Origin of the sequence: Pseudomonas sp. EpS/L25 (genome assembly GCF_001512295.1) — a bacterium.
Lineage (GTDB): Bacteria > Pseudomonadota > Gammaproteobacteria > Pseudomonadales > Pseudomonadaceae > Chryseomonas.
Genome location: NZ_LNUP01000015.1, coordinates 390,815 through 411,491, shown reverse-complemented (window position 1 = coordinate 411,491; position 20,677 = coordinate 390,815). Strand labels below are relative to the sequence as shown.

Here is a 20,677-nt window from a genome sequence, read left to right as displayed (position 1 = left end):
CCCGCCAGTGACAAAGCCCTGGCGATACCGCGAGACCGATCGAAAGTTCAATCGAACTGAGCGTGCATCCAGGTGCGATAGCGGTCGGCATCCGCTGCCCCCTCCAACGGCGCCCAGGCGGCTCGCTCGCCTTCGCCCAGGGCCGCGAAGGGACCGGCCTTGCATTCGAAGAACAGGCAATCGCCGCCCAGGGCGACCAGGGCATGGAACTGGCCTGGCGCCAGATCGACGCCCAGGCAACCGGCGCCCCCGGACAGTTCGCGGCGCAGCAGCACCTGGCCGTCCTCGGCGAAGGTCAGCAGCCCCAGCCGACCCTGCAGCACCAGCAGGCTCTCGGCCTTGTGCGGATCCAGGTGGCGATGGGGCGGCACGTAGCTGTCTTCGCACATCCCCACCACCAGCCGGTGGCAGGGCTCGTCCATGGCATGCAGACAGTGATGGGCGCGTCGGCGCGGGCTGGCCGCCGCCTGCCGGAGCAGGTCGGCGAACAGCGCCTGATCGAACAGGCGGGCGGTCACAGCCCCTTCACGGCGTAGATGCCGGGGGCGTTGCGCCAGTAGCCCTTGTAGTCCATGCCATAGCCGAAGATGTAGCGATCGATGCAGGGCAGGCCGACGTAGGTGGCTTCCAGGCCCTTGACCTTGCGGTCGTGGGTCTTGTCGATCAGCACCGCGGTATGGACCTCGCGGGCACCCGCGTGGCGGCAGAAGTCGATGATGGCCTTGAGGGTATGGCCCTCGTCGAAGATGTCGTCGACGATCAGCACATCGCGATCGATGAAGGACACCTCGGGCTTGGCCTTCCAGAACAGCTCGCCGCCGGTGGTCTCGTTGCGGTAGCGGGTGGCGTGCAGGTAGGACATTTCCAGCGGAAAGTTCAGCCGGGTGGCCAGCTTGCCGGTCAGGATCAGCCCGCCATTCATCACGCAGAAGACCACCGGATTGCGCTCGGCGAGATCGGCGGTGATGGACGCGGCGATCCGATCGATGGCCGCTTCGACCTGGGCTTCGTCATAGAGGCAGTCGGCCTCCTGCATGACCTGGCGGATGTGGGCGAGATCGGCGGACATGGGGCTTCTCCGGGGGACGGGGCGCCTGCCTGGTGGTTGGCGCGGATAAAAGGCGGCAAAGGTACAGACACCGCCGGCCGATCTCAAGCGCCGGCAGGCGGCTAGTATTGTCGCAGGGTACTGCCCAGCTCGAGTCGGATGCTTTAATGTACCGCGGTTTTTTTATGGCTTGCCCTGCCCCGTGGCAAGCCTTCGGGCCGCCGGTCGTACCGACACCCTCCTCGCTCGCGGCGATCCGCTGCCCCACCGTCTCTGGAGAATCCCATGCCCGTCCATGAAATCCGCCACCCGCTCATCCGCCACAAGCTGGGCCTGATGCGCCGCGCCGACATCAGCACCAAGAACTTCCGCGAATTGGCCCAGGAGGTCGGCGCCCTGCTCACCTACGAGGCGACCCAGGATCTGCCGGTGGAAACGGTGGACATCGAAGGCTGGTGCGGCACCGTGCAAGTGGAGAAGATCTCCGGCAAGAAGGTCACCGTGGTGCCCATCCTGCGCGCCGGCATCGGCATGCTCGATGGCGTGCTCAGCCTGATCCCCAGCGCCCGGGTCAGCGTGGTGGGCCTCGCCCGCAACGAATCCACCCTGCAGGCCCACACCTACCTGGAAAAGCTGGTGGGTGAACTGGACCAGCGCCTGGCCATGATCATCGATCCCATGCTGGCCACCGGCGGCTCCATGATCGCCACCATCGACCTGCTGAAGAAGGCCGGCGCCAAGGAGATCCGGGCACTGGTATTGGTAGCCGCGCCCGAGGGCATCGCCGCGGTCGAAGAAGCCCATCCGGACGTGCGCCTCTACACCGCCTCCATCGACGAGCGTCTCAACGAGCATGGCTACATCCTGCCCGGCCTGGGGGATGCCGGTGACAAGATCTTCGGCACCAAGCAGAAGGACGCCTGAGCGTGACGACGCGGGAACCGCTCTGGCGGGAAATCGTGGTTGGTGCCCAGATGCTCTTCGTGGCCTTCGGCGCCCTGGTGCTGATGCCGCTGATCACCGGCATGGACCCCAATGTCGCTCTCTTCACGGCCGGCTTCGGCACCCTGCTGTTCCACCTGGTCACCGGCCGCCAGGTACCGGTGTTCCTGGCGTCCAGCTTCGCCTTCATCGCGCCGATCATCGCCGCCAAGGCTGAATTCGGCCTGCCGGCGGTACTCGGCGGGGTGGTGGCGGCCGGCTTCGTCTACACCTTCCTGGGCCTCGCGGTGAAGCTGCGCGGCGTGGGCTTCATCGACCGGCTGCTGCCGCCGGTGGTGATCGCCCCGGTGATCATTTCCATCGGCCTGGGCCTGTCGCCGGTGGCGGCCAACATGGCCATGGGCAAGGCCGGGGACGGCAGCGCCCAGCTGGTGCCCTACGCCACGGCGATGCTGGTCTCCATGCCGGCGCTGGTCACCACCCTGCTGGTGGCCATCTACGGCAAGGGCATGTTCCGCCTGGTCCCCATCCTCGCGGGGGTCTTCGTCGGCTATGCCCTGGCCTTCGTCTTCGGCATCGTCCATACCGAAGGCATAGGCGCCGCACCCTGGCTGGCGATCCCGGCCTTCGTCGCGCCGGAATTCCACTGGGGTGCCATCCTGTTCATGGTCCCGGTGGCCCTGGCGCCGGCCATCGAGCACGTCGGCGGAGTGATCGCGGTGGGCGGGGTGACCGGCAAGAACTACCTCAAGCAGCCCGGCCTGCACCGCACCCTGCTGGGCGATGGCCTGGCCACCTCCTCCGCCGGTCTGTTCGGCGGCCCGCCCAACACCACCTACGCCGAGGTGACCGGCGCGGTGATGCTGACCAAGAACCACAATCCGCGGGTCATGCTGTGGGCGGCGGGCTTCGCCATGGTGCTGGCCTTCGTCGGCAAGTTCGGCGCGGCGCTGCAGACCATCCCGGTGCCGGTCATGGGCGGCATCCTCTGCCTGCTGTTCGGCTCCATCGCCGTGGTGGGCCTGAACATCCTGATCCGCCACCAGGTGGACCTGTCCGAGGCGCGCAACCTGGTGATCGTCTCGGTGACCCTGGTGTTCGGCATCGGCGGCATCGTCTTCGGCAACGGCGAGATCGGCCTCAAGGGCATCTCCCTCTGCGGCCTGATCGCCATCGGCCTCAACCTGGTCCTGCCCGGGCACAATGCCTGGAAGAAGGATGCCGAACCACCAGAGCGCCCGCTGCTCTGACGGCCCGTCCAAGCTGCCGGTTACGCCGGCAGCTTGGGCTGTTCGATGGGCCGCGGCGGCAGCTCCGCCACCTCTTCGCACAGCTCCACCAACGCCGCTACCCATGCCGGGTGGTCATTGACGCAGGGAATCAGCACCAGCTCCCGGCCGCCGGCCTCGATGAACTGTTCACGCCCGCGATCACCGATCTCCTCCAGCGTCTCGATGCAGTCGGCGACGAAGGCCGGGCACATCACCAGCAGGCGCTTGACGCCTGCCTTGGCCAACTCGTCCAGCCGCGCTTCGGTGTAGGGCTCGATCCACTTGTCCTTGCCCAGCCGGGACTGGAAGGACACCGACCACTTGCCGTCGGGAATACCCAGGCGCTTGGCCAGCAGTTCGGCGGTGCGCTGGCACTGGCTGCGATAGCAGACGGCCAGGGCCTTGGCGCTGACCTTGCTGCTGTCGGGGGCGCGCAGGTCGTGGCTGCGATCCTTGACCAGCTTGCGGATGTGCCGCTCGGGCAGGCCGTGGAAGGACAGCAGCAGGTGGTCATAGGGCTCCTGCAGATAGGGCTCGACGCTGGCCGCCAGCGCCGCCTGGTATTCCGGGCGATCGTAGAACGGCGGCAGGATCTTCAGCGTCAGCGGCAGCTGATGGGCCTCGATGACGCGCCGCGCCTCGACGATGGCGGTGGTGGTGGTGCTGTCGGCGAATTGCGGATAGAGCGGCGCGTAGGTCACCTCGCGGATGCCCTCGCTGGCCAGGCGCTTGAGGACCGACTCCACCGATGGCTCGCCGTATCTCATGCACAGCTCGACCGCGCCATGGCGCCAGTGCGGACGCACGGCTTCCTGCAGACGGCGACTGAGCACGATCAGCGGCGAGCCATCGTCCCACCAGATCGACTCATAGGCCTCCGCCGAGGCGGCAGGCCTTTTGATCAGCACCAGCGAGACCAGCAGGCGGCGCAGCGGCCAGGGCAGATCGACCACATAGGGGTCCATCAGGAACTGGTTCAGGTAGCGCTTCACATCGGGGACGTGGGGCGAATCGGGCGAACCCAGGTTGGCGAGCAGCAGAGCGTTGGCAGTCATCGTGAATCCTTGGCAGCGAGCAGATTGGCCAGGGCCTCATCCAGCTCGGGATAGCGAAAGACGTACCCGGCCTCGAGCAGACGCTCGGGGCGGGCGCGCTGGCCACCCAGCAGCAGGATGGACAGCTCTCCCATCAGGCGCAGGGCGAAGGCGGGGATCAGCAATCGCGCCGGGCGCCGCAAGGCCCGGCCCAGGGCTTCGGTGAAGTCGCGGTTGCGCACCGGCTGGGGGGCACAGAGATTATAGGGACCCTGGGCGTCGCTGCGGTTGAGAAGAAAATCGATGGCCCCGATTTGATCCTGCAAATGAATCCACGGCATCCACTGGCGTCCATTGCCCAGGCGCGCGCCCAGACCAAAGCGGAAGGGTGGCAACAGGCGCAGCAGGAAGCCATCGTCGGCGGCCAGCACCAGACCGGTACGCAGATTGACCACCCGGATGCCCAGCTTCTCGGCCTCGTTGGCCATCTGCTCCCAGGCCAGGCACAGCTCGCCGGCGAAATCGGGACCCGCCAGGTTGTCGGTCTCGCTCACCGGCTTCTCGCCGCTGTCGCCATAGAAGCCGGTCGCCGAGCCGGAGAGCAGCACCGCGGGCTTCTGACTGCGCCCGCGCAGCCAGTCGACCAGCCGTTCGGTGGTGCCGATCCGGCTTTCCCAGAGCTCGGCCTTGCGACTGCGCGTCCAGGGCTTGTCAGCGATGGGTGCACCGGCCAGATTGACCACGGCGTCCAGGGGTTCGTCACCCAGTTCTTCCAGCCGGGCGATGCCGCGCACGCCCGGTCCACATTCCCGGGCGACCCGTCCCGGGTCCCGGCTGAGCACGCTGAGCTGGTGCCCAGCCGCCGTCCATTGGCGGCAGAGGGCACGGCCGATGAGTCCGGTACCACCCGTCAGCAGGATATGCATGTCGTCACTTCCTTCTCGTAAAGCCCTCTCGCCAGTTGGCATCTGGACGATAGGGATGAGGATTGTTTGTTATGGTCGTGGGTCGAATGATCCAGAACGGTTGCCAGTCGTAGCCGTAGAGCCCTTGCGCGCGCAAACGTTCGTCGAGGGCGATTCGTCAGACAAGCGAGGTCCATCATGACTACCCCTATCGCCATCATTGGCGCAGGAATAGCAGGACTTTCCGCTGCTCAAACGCTGATTCGCGCCGGGCAGCAGGTCCAGATCTTCGACAAGAGCCGCGGCAGCGGCGGCCGCATGGCCAGCAAGCGCAGCGAAGCCGGTGCCCTGGACCTGGGCGCCCAGTATTTCACGGCGCGGGATCGCCGCTTCATCGACGCCCTGAACGAATGGCGCCGGGCCGGCTGCGCGGCCGAATGGAATCCTTCGCTCTACCAGTACCGCGACGGTCGCCTGAGTCCGTCCCAGGACGAGCAGCCGCGCTGGGTCGGGGTACCGCGCATGAGCGCCATCACCCGCCACCTGCTGGCCGATCTGCCGACCACCTTCGATTGCCGCATCACCGAGGTTTTCCGCGGTGCCAGGCACTGGCACCTGCTGGATGCCAACGGCGAGACCCACGGCCCCTTCGCCCAGGTCATCATCGCCATGCCGGCGCCCCAGGCCGCCGCGCTGCTGTCCAGCGTGCCCAAGCTGGCGTCGACCGTGGCCGGCGTCAGCATGGAGCCGACCTGGTCGGTCGCGCTGGCCTTCGCCACGCCGCTGCAGACGCCAGTGGAGGGTTGCTTCGTGCAGGGCAGCGAGCTGGACTGGCTGGCGCGCAACCGCTGCAAACCCGGCCGCGATACCACCCTGGATACCTGGGTGCTGCACGCCACCAGCACCTGGAGCAAGGCGCACATCGACGCCGCCAAGGACGAGGTGATCGAGCGGCTGCACGGCGCCTTCGCCGAGCTGATCGGCTGCCCCCTGCCAGCGCCGACCTTCACCCTGGCCCATCGCTGGCTCTATGCCCGGCCGGCCCAGCCGCACCAATGGGGCGCGCTGGCAGATCCGGACATGGGTGTCTTCGCCTGTGGCGACTGGTGCTCCACCGGGCGGGTGGAAGGGGCCTGGTTGAGTGGTCATGAGGCAGCACAACAGCTCCTGGGTAGCCTGGACTAAACGACGAAGCGCACGCCGTTGGTAACCTGCGGCGAATTTTTTGTGGCAGCCCCCTGTCGAAAATTGCACCAAACTTGTACAAATAGGAAATCCTTGTACAAGAAAATACACGACAGGGGATTGCCATGCCTTCCAACGCCGCCAGACTGCCCCGCCCGCGCCTGGGCATCAGTGCCTGCCTGCTGGGTGACGAAGTCCGCTACAACGGCGGGCACAAGGAATCCCGGCTCTGCAGCCAGACCTTCGCCGAGCACTTCGATTTCGTCCGGGTCTGCCCGGAAATGGCTATCGGCCTGGGAACGCCTCGCGAGCCGATTCGCCTGGTTGGCGATTCATCGGCGCCGCGTGCCGTGGGTACCATCGACCCAAGCCTGGACGTGACCGATGCCCTTACGGCCTATGGTGAGAAGATGGCAGGGGAGCTCTCCGACCTGTCCGGTTTCATCTTCATGCAGAAATCGCCTTCTTGCGGCATGGAACGGGTCAAGGTCTATCACGCCAACGGCCAGGGCAGCGACAGCGACGGGCGTGGTCTGTTCGCCGCGGCCATCATGCGTCTGCGTCCGGACCTGCCGGTGGAAGAAGCCGGTCGGCTGAACGACCCGGTGCTGCGGGAAAACTTCGTCACCCGCGTCTTCGCCCACGCCCACTGGCTGCAACTGGTGCAACAGGGCCTGACGGCGCGGGCACTGTTGTCCTACCATTCCCGCTACAAGTATCAGCTGATGGCCCACGATCCGCAGCGTGCCCGGGCGCTTGGCCAACTGGTCGGCAGCATCGGCCAGCGCAACCTGGACGAACTGGGTCAGGAGTACTTCAGTGGCCTGATGGCGGCGCTCAAGCGCTGCGCGACCCGTGGCACCCACTGCAATGTGCTCTATCATCTCTTCGGTTATCTGCGTCGTGTGCTAAGCGACAGCGAGAAGCAGGAGATGCAGCAGCTGATCGAGCAGTACCATGAGGGGATCGTCCCGCTGGTGGTCCCCCTGACCCTGCTCAAGCATCACTTCCGCCAGCATCCGGATCGCTATGTGAACGAGCAGGCCTACCTGCAACCGCACCCCGAACGTCTGAGTCTGCGAAATGCCATCTAGCGCTACCCCCTTGCCTTCATCGCCCGGCGGTGAGGATCAGGACTACGATTCCGCCCTCCACGAAGGGTGGCTGCCCATCCGCGAAATCGCCCGGCGTACGGGGGTGAATGCCGTGACCCTGCGCGCCTGGGAGCGTCGCTATGGGTTGCTGGTGCCCAAGCGCACCCCCAAGGGCCATCGTCTGTACAGCGAGGCTCATGTGGTCCGCGTACAGCAGGTCCTCGCCTGGATCGCCCGGGGCGTAGCGGTCAGCCAGGTCAAGGGACTGCTCGACGAGCAGCGGCCGGCGGTGCTGCCGAGCGATACGCCCTGGCAAGGCATCCATCGGGAGATGATGGACGCCATCGGCCGGCTCGCCTCGCGGTCACTGGATGAAGCCTACAACCGTGCGGCGTCGCTCTATCCGCCGCGGGTATTGCTGGACCAGTTGCTGGCGCCCCTGCTGCGCGAACTGGAGCGGCTGTGCCAGGCCACCGACGACGGTCGCCTGCAGCAGGTGTTCTTCCATACCTGGCTGCGCAGCAAGCTGGGGGCGCGTATCTACCATAGCCAGCACAGTCTGCGTGGTGCCCCGCTGGTGCTGCTGAACCTGGACGACACGCCGATGAACGCGTCGCTCTGGCTGTGCGCCTGGTTGATCAGCGCCGCGGATTGCCCGGTGGAGCTGGTGGAATGGTCGATCCCGGCCAGCAATCTGGATCGCCTGGTCGAACAGCTCGAACCCCGTGCGCTGATCCTTTGCCGCGACAGCCGTCCTGACAGCGACCTGCGGCGCCAGCTGCAAGCCTTCGCCAACCGGCATTCCCTGCCCTGCCTGACCCTGGGTGCGCTGGGCGAATCCCTGACCGCCGAAGCCGCACCGGCCCGCGGCCCGGGTGAGGCCTTCGATCGGCTGCAGAGCGCCGGGCTGTTGCGTCAGGAACGCCATGCATGAGGGGCCTCGTCTGGTTTCGAACCGACCTGCGCCACCATGACCATCCCGCTCTCCACGCCGCCGCCGAACAGGGGCCGGTCATCGCCGTCTTCCTGGTGAGCCCTGTGCAATGGCAGGCGCACGACGAGGCGCCGGTCAAGGTCGACTTCTGGCTGCGCAATCTTGCCGAGCTGGGCAAGACCCTCAAGGCACTGGGCATTCCCCTGTTGGTCCGCAAGGCCGCTACCTGGGAGCAGGCGCCGCAGGTGCTGCTCGACCTGGCCCGGGAAGTCGAGGCCCAGCATCTCTATTTCAATGACGAATACGGCCTCAACGAAGCCGCCCGTGACGAGGCGGTGACCCAGGCCTTCGACGCCGCCGGGCTCGCTACGCATCGCTATCTGGACCAGACCCTGTTCGCGCCGGGTACGGTGCTGACCAAGAGTGGCGGCTATTTCAAGGTCTTCGGCCAGTTCAAGAAGACCTGCCTGGCGCGCCTGGAGACCGGCTTGCCTACGCCGCTGCCAGCGCCTGGCAAGCAGCAGAAGGCTGCGCTTCAGTCCGACGAGTTGCCTACCCGGATCGACGGCTTCACCGAGCCTGCGGCCGAGGTGCGCCAGCTTTGGCCGGCAGGTGAACAGGCGGCATTGCAACGCCTGAAGACCTTCATCCGCGATGACCTGGACGATTATTACCAGGCACGCGACATCCCGTCCGAACCCGGTACCAGCCAGCTATCGGCTTACCTGAATGCCGGCGTGCTGTCGCCACGGCAATGCCTGCAGGCCGCGGTCGTGGCCAACGGGGGACGATTGAGCGGCGGTAGCCAAGGCGCGGCGACCTGGATCACCGAACTGCTCTGGCGCGAATTCTATCGCCATGTGCTGGTGGGCTATCCCTGGGTCTCGCGTCATCAACCCTTCAATCGCGAACTCGCCGCCCTGCCCTGGCGCGACGATCCCGACGGCCTCGCCGCCTGGCAGCAAGGTCGCACCGGCATTCCCATCATCGATGCGGCCATGCGCCAACTCCAGCAGACCGGCTGGATGCACAACCGTATGCGCATGCTCACCGCCATGTTCCTCTGCAAGAACCTGCTGATCGACTGGCGTGAGGGCGAGCGCTGGTTCATGCGTCATCTCGTCGATGGCGACCTGGCCTCCAACAACGGCGGCTGGCAGTGGAGCGCCTCCACCGGCACGGACTCGGTGCCCTACTTCCGGGTATTCAATCCCCAGACCCAGGCGTTGAAGATAGATGCGCGGGGTGACTATGTGCGCACCTGGGTACCGGAACTGGCTGAGCTCAAGGGCAAGGCCGTGCACACCCCGGGCGCCCGCTACCTGACACCCCTGGTGGATCTGGGCGAAAGCCGCCAGCGCGCCCTCGCCGCCTATCGCGGTATGGCGCGGAAGACGGAAACGAAAAAGCCGGACTAGGTCCGGCTTTTTGCATTCCAACCGCGGCTCAGAGGCTGTGGCTATAGAACAGCGCGTACGACTCGATGCCGTCGTTGGGCTGCTTGATGCCCGCGTTGGAATAGTGGGTGGCGCGGATGCCGACGCGCTGAGTTTCACCGAACTTCAGACCCAGGCCGATGCGGTCCTCGAAGTTGAAGGCCGACCCCAGGTCCTGCTCGCCGACCTTGGTGCTGGAGAACACCGAAACGCCGATACCGGCCTCGACGAAGGGCTTCACGTAGCCCCTGCCGAATTCATAGACGAATACCGGAGCGAAGGACAGCGAATGCTCACCGGAGGAATGGCCGCTCTCGCCTTCCCAGTAGGTGTAGCCGGCATCCCAGTAGCCGGTCAGGCGGCCCGTGGAGCTTTCCCACCAGCTCTTGTCCCACTTCCAACCGGCACCAAGGCGGTAGGTCATCCCGCTCTGGCTGGTCGCACCGACCGCACCGGTGATCTCGGCGGCCTGTACCGACGCCACTCCACCGAGCGCAAGCGCGGTGGCTACTGCGAAGGAAAGCAATTTGTTCATGAAAGTGCCCTTATGGATGTTTCTAGTTTTTACGAACTGCCAGCATTGACCAGCAAGCCGTGAAGGGGTTCACAGGCTAAGACTTTTTTACCTACAAGGTCGGATGCTAATCGCTGGAAAAGACTTTGGCGAGCGAAACCCTGACGGATAGTCAGACGAACGCCTGTACCTCGGCGCCCGCCGGCCATAGCTGGGGCAGTACCCCAGCCAGCTCGACGGAATCGCCCGAGGTCCAGAAACGGGTCGGACCGGCCGGCCCCTGCGCGAGCCGCCCGCCGAGCGCCAACAGACTCTGCAGCCGGCGCGCCACGGCGGCGCCGGTGTCCACCAGGATGACCTCGGGTGGCACCAGCTCGGCCAACAACGGACGCAGGAAGGGATAGTGGGTGCAACCCAGGATCAGGGTGTCGCAGCCGGCTGCCAGCAGCGGCTCGACGAACCCCTGCAGCAGCCGGCGGGTCTGGGGGCCGTGCAGATCGCCGCGTTCGACCTGCTCCACGAGGCCCGGGCAGGGCTGGGTAAGTACCTGGACGCCATGGGCGAAGCGGTCGAGCAAGGCGGCGAACTTGGCGCTCTGCAGCGTGCCGGTGGTCGCCAGGACCCCGACCACGCCATTGCGCGTGGCCGCCGCCGCCGGCTTGACCGCGGGTTCCATGCCGACGATGGGCCAGTCGGAATAGCGTTCGCGCAGATCGGCCACCGCGGCCACCGTGGCAGTGTTGCAGGCCACCACCAGTGCCTTGGCACCCTGCTCGCGCAGCCGCGCCGCGATCACCTGGCAGCGCTCGCGGATGTATTCCGGGGTTTTCTCGCCATAGGGGATGTGGCCGCAATCGGCCACGTAATGCAGGGTTTCCGCCGGCATCAGCCGGTGGATCTCCGCCAGCACCGACAGGCCGCCGACGCCCGAGTCGAAGACCCCGACCGGTGCCTCGTCAGCCATGGCGGGCGCCGCATACCGGGCAACCCGGATCGCGCTTGACCCGCAATTCGCGGAAGCGACTACCCGCTGCATCCACCAGCAGCAGGCGACCAATCAGGGGCTCGCCGAATTCGGCCAGCAGTTTCAGGGCTTCCAGCGCTTGCAGGCTGCCTACCAGTCCAACCACCGGGCCGAGCACCCCGGCTTCGCTGCAACTGAGTTCGGCTTCGCTGCCCTCGCCATAGAGGCAGTGGTAGCAGGGGCTGTCGGCCCGGCGCGAATCGAACACGCTGAGTTGGCCTTCCAGGCGGATGGCCGCACCGCTCACCAGGGGGCGACCGGTGGCCACGCAGGCGGCGTTCACCGCCGTGCGGGTGGTGAAGTTGTCCGAGCAATCCAATACCAGATCCACCGCGGCGACCCGCTCCTGCAGGCTGTCGGCATCCAGCGCCTCGCGCAGCGGCAGCAGGCGCACCTCGGGATTGAGCGCTGCCAGGCGTTGCAGGGCGGAATCCACCTTGCCCTGGCCGATCAGGCTTTCGTCGTGCAGCACCTGACGTTGTAGATTGCTCAGGTCGACGCAGTCGAAGTCGGCCAGGTGCAATTCGCCCACGCCGGCCGCAGCCAGATAGAGTGCCACCGGCGAGCCCAGGCCGCCGAGCCCGACGATGAGCACCTTGGCCGCTTTCAGGCGCAATTGTCCGGCGATGTCCACCTGGGCCAGCAGGATCTGCCGGCTGTAGCGCAGCAGCTCACGGTCGCTCAGCATGACCAACGGCCTCCGCTGATCCGGTCGTGACCGCCCAGGTCGCGCCGACTCTCGACCGCGCGGAAGCCCTGGCGCTCCAGCAGCTCGCGCACCGCGGCGGCCTGCTCGAAGCCATGCTCCAGCCACAGCCAGCCATCGGGCTGCAGGTGGGCGGGTGCTGCCATGATCAAGTCGCGGATGTCGTCCAGGCCATCGGCGCCGGCGACCAGGGCGCTGCGCGGCTCGAAGCGCACGTCGCCCTCGTCCAGATGACGATCGCTACCGGCGATATAGGGCGGGTTGCTGACGATGAGCGCGAAACGCTGGCCTTCCAGGGCGCTGAACCAATGACTCTCGACGAAGCGGACAGTGCCCAGGCGCAGGCGCTCGGCATTGCGACGGGCCAGTTCGACTGCGGCGGGAATACGATCCACCCCGAGGACCTGCCAGCGCGGCCGTTCATGGGCCAGGGCCAGGGCGATGGCGCCGGTACCGGTTCCCAGATCCAGCACCCGGGCCTCGTCGGCCAGCGGCAACGCGAGGGCGGTCTCCACCAGCACCTCGGTGTCCGGGCGGGGAATCAGCGTATCGGGGCTCACCTCCAGATCCAGCGACCAGAAGCCCTGCTGCCCAAGGATGTAGGCCACCGGCTCGCCCTGGCGGCGGCGCTCCAGATCGGCCTGGAAGCGCGCCAAGACCTCGCGCGACACCAGCTTTTCCGGCCAGGTGCGCAGGTAACTACGCGGCTTGCCCAGGGCGGCGGCCAGCAGCAGCTCCACGTCGAGGCGAGCGCTGGACGAGTCCGGCAACTGGGTTTCGCGCAGCAAGGCGCCGATGGTGGCCATGGGTCAGTCTCCCAGCGCCGCCAGTTGATCGGCCTGGTACTCCTGCAGGAGCGGGTCGATCACCTGCTGGACATCGCCGTTCACCACCTCACCCAGGGAGTAGAGCGTCAGGTTGATGCGGTGATCGGTGACCCGCCCCTGGGGGAAGTTGTAGGTGCGGATGCGCTCGGAGCGGTCACCGGAACCCACCAGCAGCCGACGGGTATCGGACATCTCCTTGTGCGCCGCCGCATCCTGCTGATCGTTGAGCTTGGCCGACAACCAGGCCATGGCCTTGGCGCGATTCTTATGCTGCGAGCGCTCTTCCTGGCACTCCACCACGATGCCGGTGGGGAGGTGGGTGATACGCACGGCGGAGTCGGTCTTGTTGACGTGCTGACCGCCCGCGCCGGAGGAACGATAGGTATCGACGCGCAGATCGGCCGGGTTGATCTCGATGGCCTGCTGCTCGTCGGGCTCGGGCAGTACCGCCACGGTGCAGGCCGAGGTATGGATGCGACCCTGGGATTCGGTCTCCGGCACCCGCTGCACCCGGTGCGCACCGGACTCGAACTTGAGCTTGGCGTAGACGTTGTCGCCCTCGACCCGGGCGATGACTTCCTTGAAGCCACCGTGCTCGCCCTCGTTTTCCGACAGCACTTCCAGCCGCCAGCCCTGCCGCTCGGCATAGCGCGAATACATGCGGAACAGGTCGCCGGCGAAGATCGCCGCCTCGTCGCCACCGGTACCGGCGCGGATTTCCAGGAAGACGTTGCGCCCATCGTTGGGGTCCTTGGGCAGCATCATGCGCTGCAACTCGTCCTCCAGCTCCTGCAGCCGCGCCCTGGCGGTAGCGACCTCTTCCTCGGCCATCTCGCGCAGGTCCGGATCGCTGTCCTTGAGCAGCGCCTGGGCGCCCTCCAGGTCGGCCTGCACCTTGCGATACTCGCTGAACGCCTGGCTCACCGGCTCGAGTTCGGCGTACTCCTTGGAATAGGCGCGGAACTGGGTCTGGTCGCTGATGACCTCGGCGTCGCCGAGCAGCGCCGTCAGTTCCTCGAAACGATCCTGCAGACCGTCGAGCTTGTGCAACAGAGAGGTCTTCATGTCTTGTCCAAACCCTCGTCGAGGGCGAAGAGTTCCTGGGCCAGGGTCAGCGCATCGACGCGTCCCTCGGCGGATAGTTTCTTGAGCTGCACGCTGGGCGCGTGCATCAGCTTGTTGGTCAGGCTACGCGCCAGGGCCGCCAGGGCTTCCTGAGGATCGGCGCCGTTGGCCAGCAGGCGCTGGGCACGGGCCAGTTCGTCGTCGCGGATCTGCTCGCCCTGCTGGCGATAGGCGCGGACCACGTCCACCGCGGCGCGCTCGCGCAGCCGCTGCATGAAGTCCTCGACCCCGGCCAGCACCAGCTTCTCGGCGGCCTGGGCGGCGCCCTGGCGACTCTTGAGATTCTCCGCCACCACCTCGTGCAGGTCGTCCACCGTATAGAGGTAGACGTCTTCCAGCTCGCTCACCTCCGGCTCGATGTCGCGTGGGACGGCGATGTCGACCATGAAGATGGGCTTGTGCCGGCGCTGCTTGAGTGCCCGCTCGACCGCGCCCTTGCCGAGGATGGGCAACTGGCTGGCGGTGGAGCTGATGACGATGTCGCTGTTGACCAGTTCGTCGGGAATATCGGCCAGCAGCACGGTATGGGCGCCGAATTCTTCCGCCAGGTGGCTGGCACGTTCCAGGGTGCGGTTGGCGACCACGATCCGGCGTACGCCCTGATCGTGGAGATGGCGGGCGACCAGGGTGATGGTCTCGCCGGCGCCGATCAGCAGCGCCTGGCTGCGACTCAGGTCGCTGAAGATCTGCTTGGCCAGGCTGACCGCGGCGAAGGCCACCGACACCGGGTTCTCGCCGATCGCCGTGTCGGTGCGTACCGCCTTGGCGGTATTGAAGGTGGCCTGGAACAACCGTCCCAGCAGCGGGCCGACGGTGCCGGCCTCGCGCGCCACGGCATAGGCCGACTTCAACTGGCCGAGGATCTGCGGTTCGCCCAGCACCATGGAATCCAGGCCCGCGGCCACCCGCATCATGTGGCGCACCGCGGCTTCGTCCTGATGCAAATAGATGCTGGCGCGCAGATCCTCCAGCGGCACCCGGTGATACTGGGCGAGCCAGGCCAGCACGGCTTCCGCCAGACTGGGCTCCACCTCCAGGTAGAGTTCACTGCGATTGCAGGTGGAGAGAATGGCCGCTTCGCGGCTGTGGGTGGCCTGCTCCAGCTGGCGCAGGGCCTCGACCGTCTGCTCCGGAGTGAAAGCCACACGTTCGCGCACCTCAACCGAGGCGGTCTTGTGATTGATGCCGAGCGCGAGAAAGGCCATGGACGCAAGCAGTCGAACGGATAGGAAAGCCGGCCATTGTCCTACGCGCGGGCGGTGGCGACAACCAGCAGCGACGAGCCGTCGGACAATGGCCGTCATAGCCTGGGCGAATGAATCTTGCCGGACAAAAGGCGTCAACAGCCTCGACCACCGCACTTCCCGTGCGCGTCGCCACGCGTGGGCAACGCGGCCACGGCGACTCTTGTGGCATGATGGACCGACTGTAAAAAGGCCGCCCCGACCCTATGACCAGATACCTCGCGCTGCTGACGACCGCCCTGTTGCTCGCCGGCTGCCAGAATCTCGGCCGTCAGCCGACGCCCGAAGCCGCCATTCCTGCGCCCACCGCCAAGACGAGCACGCCACAACCGGCCGGCTCCTTTCGCGAAGACACCCTCTACGACCTGCTGGTCGCCGAGTTGGCCGGCCAGCGCAATAGGTTCGACATCGCCCTGACCAACTACGTCGAGCAGGCCAAGTCGACCCAGGATCCGGGCGTGGCCGAACGGGCCTTCCGCATCGCCGAGTACCTCGGCGCGGACACCCCGGCGCTGGAAACCGCGCAGATCTGGGCCCGCAACGCCCCGGACAACCTGGACGCCCAGCGCGCCGCCGCCATCATGCTGGCCCGCGCCGGGCGCTATGACGAATCCATGGTCTACATGGAAAAGGTGCTCCAGGGCCAGGGCGATACCCATTTCGACTTCCTCGCCCTGTCCGCGGCGGAAACCGACGAGACCACCCGCGCCGGCCTGCTCAAGAGCTTCGACCGACTGCTGACCAAGTACCCGCACAACGGCCAGCTGCTGTTCGGCAAGGCGCTGCTGCTGCAGCAGGACGGTCGTGCCGACGAAGCCCTGAAACTGCTGGAGCGCAATCCGGCGGCCAAGCGCGAAGTCGCCCCGCTGCTGCTGCGGGCCCGCCTGCTGCAGAGCGAGGATCGCAGCGCCGAGGCCCTGCCGCTGCTCGAGGCCGGCATTCGCCAGCATCCGGAAGACCGTCGCCTGCGCCTGGCCCATGCGCGCCTGCTGGTGGAGCTGGATCGCCTGGACCAGGCCAAGCGCGAATTCGCCGAGCTGGTCAGCCAGTTCCCCGATGACGACGACCTCCGATTCTCCCTGGCGCTGGTCTGCCTGGAGGCCCAGGCCTGGCAGGAAGCCCAGGTCTACCTCAAGGAGCTGGTCGCCCGCGGCAGCCATGTGGACGCCGCGCACCTCAACCTGGGGCGCAGCTACGAAGAGCTCGACCAGCCCGAGCAGGCCCTGGCCGAATACGCCCAGGTCGGTCCGGGTACCGATTACCTGGCCGCCCAGCAGCGCCAGACGGAAATCCTGCTCGGTGCCGGCCGCACCGTCGAGGCACGCCAGCGCCTGGCCGAGGCCCGCAAGCGCCAGAGCGAATACGCCGTGCCGCTGTACCTCCTCGAGGCCGAAGGCCTGGCCAGCGCCGACCAGCTCGCCCTCGCCGACCAGACCGTGCAGCAGGCCCTGCAGCAGTACCCCAACGACCTCAACCTGCTCTACGTCCGCTCCATGCTGGCGGAGAAGCGCGGCGATCTCGGTCAGCTGGAGAGCGACCTGCGCTACATCATCGCCCACGACCCCGACAACGCCATGGCGCTCAATGCCCTGGGCTACACCCTGGCCGATCGCACCCCCCGCCTGGCCGAGGCGCGCCAGCTGATCGACAAGGCGCACCAGCTGAGCCCGGACGATCCGGCCATCCTCGACAGCATGGGTTGGGTCCGCTATCGCCAGGGCCAGTTGGCCGACGCCGAGCGCTACCTGCGCCAGGCCTTCGAACGCTTCCCCGATGCCGAGGTGGCCGCCCACTTCGGCGAGGTGCTCTGGGCCCGGGGCAAGCGCAGCGAAGCCCGCAAGGTCTGGCGCGCCGGTCTCGACGCCGATGCCGACGACACCATCCTGCGCAGCACCCTCAAACGCCTGACTGGAAGCGAAACCCTCCGATGATCCGCGTGCGTACCCTCCTCACCCTGTTCCTGCTCGCCCTGCTGGCCGGCTGCGCCAGCACCTCTCGCCAGGAGGCCGTGGAAGGCCAGGGCAACGCTGCCCAGTGGCAAGCCCACAAGCAGCGCATCGCCGCCCTCGACGGCTGGCAGATCGACGGCAAGGTCGGCATCCGTGCCCCGCGCGATTCCGGCAGCGGCACCCTGTTCTGGCTGCAGCGCCAGGACTACTACGACATCCGCCTGGCCGGCCCCCTGGGGCGCGGCGCCACCCGCCTCACCGGTCGTCCGGGTGCCGTCACCCTCGACGTCTCCGGCCAGGGCAGCTACCAGGCCGACTCTCCCGAAGCCCTGCTCGAACAGCAACTCGGCTGGCGCCTGCCGGTCTCGCACCTGCTCTGGTGGGTCCGCGGCCTGCCGGCACCGGACAGCCGCAGCCAGCTGACTCTGGACGCCGACAGCCACCTGGCGCGCCTGGTGCAGGACGGCTGGACCGTCGAATACAGCCGCTATACCGAACAGAACGGCTATACCTTGCCCGAGCGCCTCAAACTCACTGGCAAGGATCTGGAAGTCATCCTGGTGGTGAAGAGCTGGCAGCCGCGCGAGCTGGGCAAATGACCGCGGCACCCGCCTTCACCCTGCCGGCGCCGGCCAAGCTCAATCTGTTCCTGCACATCCTCGGTCGCCGGCCGGACGGCTATCACGAACTGCAGACGCTCTTCCAATTCCTCGACTGGGGCGACGACCTGGGCTTCGCCGCGCGTGACGACGGCGCCCTCGAGCTGCACGACGGCCTGCCCGGAGTCGCTCCGGAACAGAACCTGATCCTGCGCGCCGCCCGCCTGCTGCAAGAGGAAGGCGGTATCACCCGCGGCGCCGATCTCTGGCTGACCAAGCGCCTGCCCATGGGCGGCGGCATCGGTGGCGGCAGCTCGGATGCCGCCACCACCCTGCTCGGCCTCAATCACCTCTGGGGGCTCGGCGCCAGCCTCGACGATCTGGCCACCCTGGGTTTGCGCCTGGGCGCCGACGTCCCGGTATTCGTTCGCGGCCAGGCTGCCTTCGCCGAGGGCGTGGGGGAAAAGCTCACCCCCGTTTCACCACCGGAACCCTGGTATCTGGTGGCCGTGCCGCAAGTCTCTGTTAGTACTGCAGAAATTTTTTCCGATCCGCTGTTGACACGTGACACTCCCGCCATTAAAGTTTGCGCCGTTCTCGAGTGGACAGGTCGGAATGACTGCCAGAGTACGGTCGAGAAGCGTTACCCAGAAATTCGTAACGCTTTGATCTTGCTAAACAAATTTGTTTCAGCTAGATTAACCGGCACTGGAGGTTGCATATTTGGAAGCTTTCCAAGTAAGACCGAAGCTGATACAGTAGCGAGCCAGCTACCAGCATCACTTCCAGGCTTCGTAGCCAAAGGCAGCAACGTTTCGATGTTGCACCGAGCGCTGGCAAGTCTGACCAGAGAATGAGTACAGCTAGTACTCAGCAAGATACAGGGGCGTCGCCAAGCGGTAAGGCAGCAGGTTTTGATCCTGCCATGCGTTGGTTCGAATCCAGCCGCCCCTGCCATTTTCCTTCCAAGACCCACCTCAAGCCGCAGGAACTGCAGCGTGTCCAAGATGATGGTCTTCACGGGGAACGCCAACCCCGATCTGGCACGGCGCATCGTGCGCCAGCTGCACATCCCTCTCGGTGACGTCTCTGTCGGTAAGTTCTCCGATGGCGAGATCAGCGTCGAAATCAACGAGAACGTGCGTGGCAAGGATGTCTTCATCATCCAGCCGACCTGCGAGCCGACCAACGACAACCTGATGGAACTGGTGGTGATGGCCGATGCCTTCCGCCGCTCCTCGGCGACGCGTATCACCGCAGTCATCCCCTATTTCGGCTATGCGCGCCAGGATCGCCGTCCGCGTTCCGCGCGGGTCGCCATCAGCGCCAAGGTCGTCGCCGACATGCTGACCGTGGTGGGCATCAACCGGGTGCTCACCGTCGACCTGCACGCTGACCAGATCCAAGGTTTCTTCGATATTCCCGTGGACAACATCTACGGCTCCCCCGCCCTGGTGGACGACATCGAAGACCAGCGTTTCGAAAACCTGATGATCGTCTCCCCCGATATCGGCGGCGTGGTGCGTGCGCGTGCCGTGGCCAAGAGCCTGGGTGTGGACCTGGCGATCATCGACAAGCGTCGTCCCAAGGCCAACCAGTCGGAAGTGATGCACATCATCGGTGACATCCAGGACCGCACCTGCGTGCTGGTCGACGACATGGTCGACACCGCCGGCACCCTGTGCCATGCGGCCAAGGCCCTGAAGGAACACGGCGCCGCCAAGGTCCTGGCCTATTGCACCCACCCAGTGCTGTCGGGCCGTGCCATCGAGAACATCGATAACTCCGTGCTGGACGAGCTGGTGGTGACCAACACCATTCCGCTGTCCGCCGCGGCCCAGGCCTGCAGCCGGATCCGCCAGCTGGACATCGCGCCAGTGGTGGCCGAGGCGGTACGCCGGATCAGTAACGAAGAATCCATCAGCGCGATGTTCCGTTAGAAGCGGTTCAAGACCTCGCGAGCTAGAGACAAACAAGGCGAAAAGGCCTGAGGAAGCGGAGTTTACGAATGGTAAATGAGCATTCCGAAGGCCTTTTCAATGCAGTTTGACCGACGCGCAGCAGGTCTTGAAATGCTTCTGGAACAGCCGCTCTGGAAGCGCCCCGGAAGGCCATCTTGGTCTACCGGGGCTTTTTAGTCGGTAGGGCGCAGGAACTGGTCGCAAGTTCTCGCCCGCCGATTCCTTATCCTGGAGATTCACAATGGTTGATTTCACTCTGAATGCCGAAGTGCGTTCCGACCTGGGGAAAGGTGCGAGCCGCCGCCTGCGTCGTAACGCCGGTAACGTTCCCGCCGTGATCTACGGTGGCGACAAGGCCCCGACGTCCATCACCCTGGTCGGCAAGGACCTGGCCAAGATGCTGGAAAGCGAAGCCGCTTTCGCCAGCGTCATCACCCTGAAGGTCGGTGGCAGCAACGAAAGCGTCCTGGTCAAGGCCCTGCAGCGTCACCCCTCCAAGGGCTACGTCATGCACGCCGACTTCCTGCGCGTCATCGCCGACCAGAAGCTGACCGCTCACGTACCCCTGCACTTCATGAACCAGGAAACTTCCGTGGGCGTGAAGCAGCAAGGTGGCGAGATCCTGCATACCGTCAACGAAGTCGAAGTCTCCTGCCTGCCGAAAGACCTGCCGGAATTCATCGAAGTCGACATGGCCAAGGTCGAGCTGGACCAGATCGTTCACCTGAGCGACCTGAAGGTCCCGGCTGGCGTCGAGCTGGTGTCCCTGGCCCACGGCAGCGATCTGCCGGTTGCCAGCATCCACCTGCCGCGCATCCGTGAAGAAGCAGCTGACGGTGCCGAAGAAGGCGCTGCCGAGTAAGCTCGCGCACGCCTGAC

The 20,677-nt window shown here is 66.1% G+C and carries 21 protein-coding genes and 1 tRNA gene; 12 read left to right on the top strand and 10 right to left on the bottom strand.

The genetic code is table 11. The features are described 5' to 3' along the window. Nucleotides 1-47 precede the first annotated feature (47 nt). Together AR540_RS18460 and AR540_RS18455 are read right to left on the bottom strand one after the other, a co-directional pair. Nucleotides 48-518, bottom strand: a complete 471-nt coding sequence (locus AR540_RS18460) for a WbuC family cupin fold metalloprotein (RefSeq protein ID WP_059230787.1) — start codon at nucleotides 516-518, stop codon at nucleotides 48-50. Next, nucleotides 515-1,069 carry a hypoxanthine-guanine phosphoribosyltransferase gene (locus AR540_RS18455; protein ID WP_059230785.1) on the bottom strand — a complete coding sequence of 185 codons (555 nt, stop codon included), beginning with the start codon at nucleotides 1,067-1,069 and terminating at the stop codon, nucleotides 515-517. The genes AR540_RS18460 and AR540_RS18455 overlap by 4 nt, the downstream gene beginning before the upstream one ends. Before the next feature lie 264 nt (nucleotides 1,070-1,333). Between AR540_RS18455 and upp the strand changes: the two genes are divergently transcribed. Together upp and AR540_RS18445 are read left to right on the top strand one after the other, a co-directional pair. Beyond that, nucleotides 1,334-1,972: a uracil phosphoribosyltransferase gene (gene upp / locus AR540_RS18450; RefSeq protein WP_059230783.1), complete on the top strand. Its 639-nt coding sequence runs from the start codon at nucleotides 1,334-1,336 to the stop codon at nucleotides 1,970-1,972. Between the two features lie 2 nt (nucleotides 1,973-1,974). Further along, entirely contained in the window at nucleotides 1,975-3,240 is a 1,266-nt protein-coding gene (locus AR540_RS18445) for a uracil-xanthine permease family protein (RefSeq protein WP_082707044.1), read from the top strand. A gap of 20 nt (nucleotides 3,241-3,260) precedes the next feature. Here AR540_RS18445 and AR540_RS18440 read toward each other — a convergent pair whose 3' ends face one another. Both AR540_RS18440 and AR540_RS18435 read right to left on the bottom strand, forming a co-directional pair. Beyond that, the gene (locus AR540_RS18440) at nucleotides 3,261-4,316 is read right to left on the bottom strand and encodes a ferrochelatase (protein WP_059230781.1); all 1,056 of its coding nucleotides are present in this window, start codon (nucleotides 4,314-4,316) and stop codon (nucleotides 3,261-3,263) included. Beyond that, complete coding sequence (locus AR540_RS18435) at nucleotides 4,313-5,221, bottom strand: TIGR01777 family oxidoreductase (RefSeq protein ID WP_059230779.1); 909 nt, start codon at nucleotides 5,219-5,221, stop codon at nucleotides 4,313-4,315. Before AR540_RS18435 ends, AR540_RS18440 begins: the two co-directional genes overlap by 4 nt. Nucleotides 5,222-5,398: 177 nt before the next feature. Here AR540_RS18435 and AR540_RS18430 point away from each other — a divergent pair, with 177 nt between their 5' ends. The 4 genes from AR540_RS18430 to phrB all read left to right on the top strand — a co-directional run bounded on the left by AR540_RS18430 (nucleotide 5,399) and on the right by phrB (nucleotide 9,831). Further along, nucleotides 5,399-6,385: an NAD(P)/FAD-dependent oxidoreductase gene (locus tag AR540_RS18430; RefSeq protein ID WP_059230777.1), complete on the top strand. Its 987-nt coding sequence runs from the start codon at nucleotides 5,399-5,401 to the stop codon at nucleotides 6,383-6,385. Between the two features lie 125 nt (nucleotides 6,386-6,510). Continuing rightward, nucleotides 6,511-7,479 (top strand): YbgA family protein, encoded by a 969-nt coding sequence (locus AR540_RS18425; protein ID WP_059230775.1) that lies wholly within the window; start codon nucleotides 6,511-6,513, stop codon nucleotides 7,477-7,479. A 10-nt stretch (nucleotides 7,480-7,489) separates the two neighbouring features. After that, complete coding sequence (locus tag AR540_RS18420) at nucleotides 7,490-8,413, top strand: MerR family transcriptional regulator (protein ID WP_059230774.1); 924 nt, start codon at nucleotides 7,490-7,492, stop codon at nucleotides 8,411-8,413. Then, nucleotides 8,410-9,831 carry a deoxyribodipyrimidine photo-lyase gene (phrB, locus tag AR540_RS18415; protein ID WP_059230771.1) on the top strand — a complete coding sequence of 474 codons (1,422 nt, stop codon included), beginning with the start codon at nucleotides 8,410-8,412 and terminating at the stop codon, nucleotides 9,829-9,831. Before AR540_RS18420 ends, phrB begins: the two co-directional genes overlap by 4 nt. A 28-nt stretch (nucleotides 9,832-9,859) precedes the next feature. On the opposite strand, the gene AR540_RS18410 is transcribed toward phrB, so the two are convergent. The 6 genes from AR540_RS18410 to hemA form a co-directional block, all read right to left on the bottom strand. Next, nucleotides 9,860-10,384 (bottom strand): acyloxyacyl hydrolase, encoded by a 525-nt coding sequence (locus AR540_RS18410; RefSeq protein WP_059230770.1) that lies wholly within the window; start codon nucleotides 10,382-10,384, stop codon nucleotides 9,860-9,862. Between the two features lie 151 nt (nucleotides 10,385-10,535). Then, nucleotides 10,536-11,327, bottom strand: coding sequence for a glutamate racemase (gene murI, locus AR540_RS18405; RefSeq protein ID WP_059230767.1), 792 nt, complete (start codon nucleotides 11,325-11,327; stop codon nucleotides 10,536-10,538). Beyond that, complete coding sequence (locus AR540_RS18400) at nucleotides 11,320-12,075, bottom strand: molybdopterin-synthase adenylyltransferase MoeB (protein ID WP_059230766.1); 756 nt, start codon at nucleotides 12,073-12,075, stop codon at nucleotides 11,320-11,322. Before AR540_RS18400 ends, murI begins: the two co-directional genes overlap by 8 nt. Then, nucleotides 12,069-12,899: a peptide chain release factor N(5)-glutamine methyltransferase gene (gene prmC, locus AR540_RS18395; RefSeq protein ID WP_059230763.1), complete on the bottom strand. Its 831-nt coding sequence runs from the start codon at nucleotides 12,897-12,899 to the stop codon at nucleotides 12,069-12,071. The genes AR540_RS18400 and prmC overlap by 7 nt, the downstream gene beginning before the upstream one ends. A gap of 3 nt (nucleotides 12,900-12,902) precedes the next feature. Then, on the bottom strand, nucleotides 12,903-13,985 hold the full coding sequence (gene prfA / locus AR540_RS18390) for a peptide chain release factor 1 (RefSeq protein WP_059230761.1): 1,083 nt from the start codon (nucleotides 13,983-13,985) through the stop codon (nucleotides 12,903-12,905). Beyond that, nucleotides 13,982-15,250, bottom strand: a complete 1,269-nt coding sequence (gene hemA / locus AR540_RS18385; protein WP_059230758.1) for a glutamyl-tRNA reductase — start codon at nucleotides 15,248-15,250, stop codon at nucleotides 13,982-13,984. The genes prfA and hemA overlap by 4 nt, the downstream gene beginning before the upstream one ends. A 245-nt stretch (nucleotides 15,251-15,495) precedes the next feature. On the opposite strand from hemA, the gene AR540_RS18380 reads away from it, so the two are divergent. The 6 genes from AR540_RS18380 to AR540_RS18355 all read left to right on the top strand — a co-directional run bounded on the left by AR540_RS18380 (nucleotide 15,496) and on the right by AR540_RS18355 (nucleotide 20,660). Beyond that, nucleotides 15,496-17,220 (top strand): tetratricopeptide repeat protein, encoded by a 1,725-nt coding sequence (locus tag AR540_RS18380; protein ID WP_059230757.1) that lies wholly within the window; start codon nucleotides 15,496-15,498, stop codon nucleotides 17,218-17,220. Continuing rightward, nucleotides 17,217-17,837 (top strand): lipoprotein insertase outer membrane protein LolB, encoded by a 621-nt coding sequence (gene lolB / locus AR540_RS18375; RefSeq protein ID WP_059230755.1) that lies wholly within the window; start codon nucleotides 17,217-17,219, stop codon nucleotides 17,835-17,837. Before AR540_RS18380 ends, lolB begins: the two co-directional genes overlap by 4 nt. Next, complete coding sequence (gene ispE / locus AR540_RS18370) at nucleotides 17,834-18,694, top strand: 4-(cytidine 5'-diphospho)-2-C-methyl-D-erythritol kinase (RefSeq protein ID WP_059230753.1); 861 nt, start codon at nucleotides 17,834-17,836, stop codon at nucleotides 18,692-18,694. The genes lolB and ispE overlap by 4 nt, the downstream gene beginning before the upstream one ends. A 25-nt stretch (nucleotides 18,695-18,719) precedes the next feature. Further along, nucleotides 18,720-18,794: transfer RNA gene (locus AR540_RS18365), tRNA-Gln, on the top strand. A 41-nt stretch (nucleotides 18,795-18,835) separates the two neighbouring features. Then, nucleotides 18,836-19,777 (top strand): ribose-phosphate pyrophosphokinase, encoded by a 942-nt coding sequence (locus tag AR540_RS18360; RefSeq protein ID WP_017641089.1) that lies wholly within the window; start codon nucleotides 18,836-18,838, stop codon nucleotides 19,775-19,777. A 262-nt stretch (nucleotides 19,778-20,039) separates the two neighbouring features. Then, nucleotides 20,040-20,660, top strand: coding sequence for a 50S ribosomal protein L25/general stress protein Ctc (locus AR540_RS18355; RefSeq protein ID WP_059230751.1), 621 nt, complete (start codon nucleotides 20,040-20,042; stop codon nucleotides 20,658-20,660). Nucleotides 20,661-20,677 lie beyond the last annotated feature (17 nt).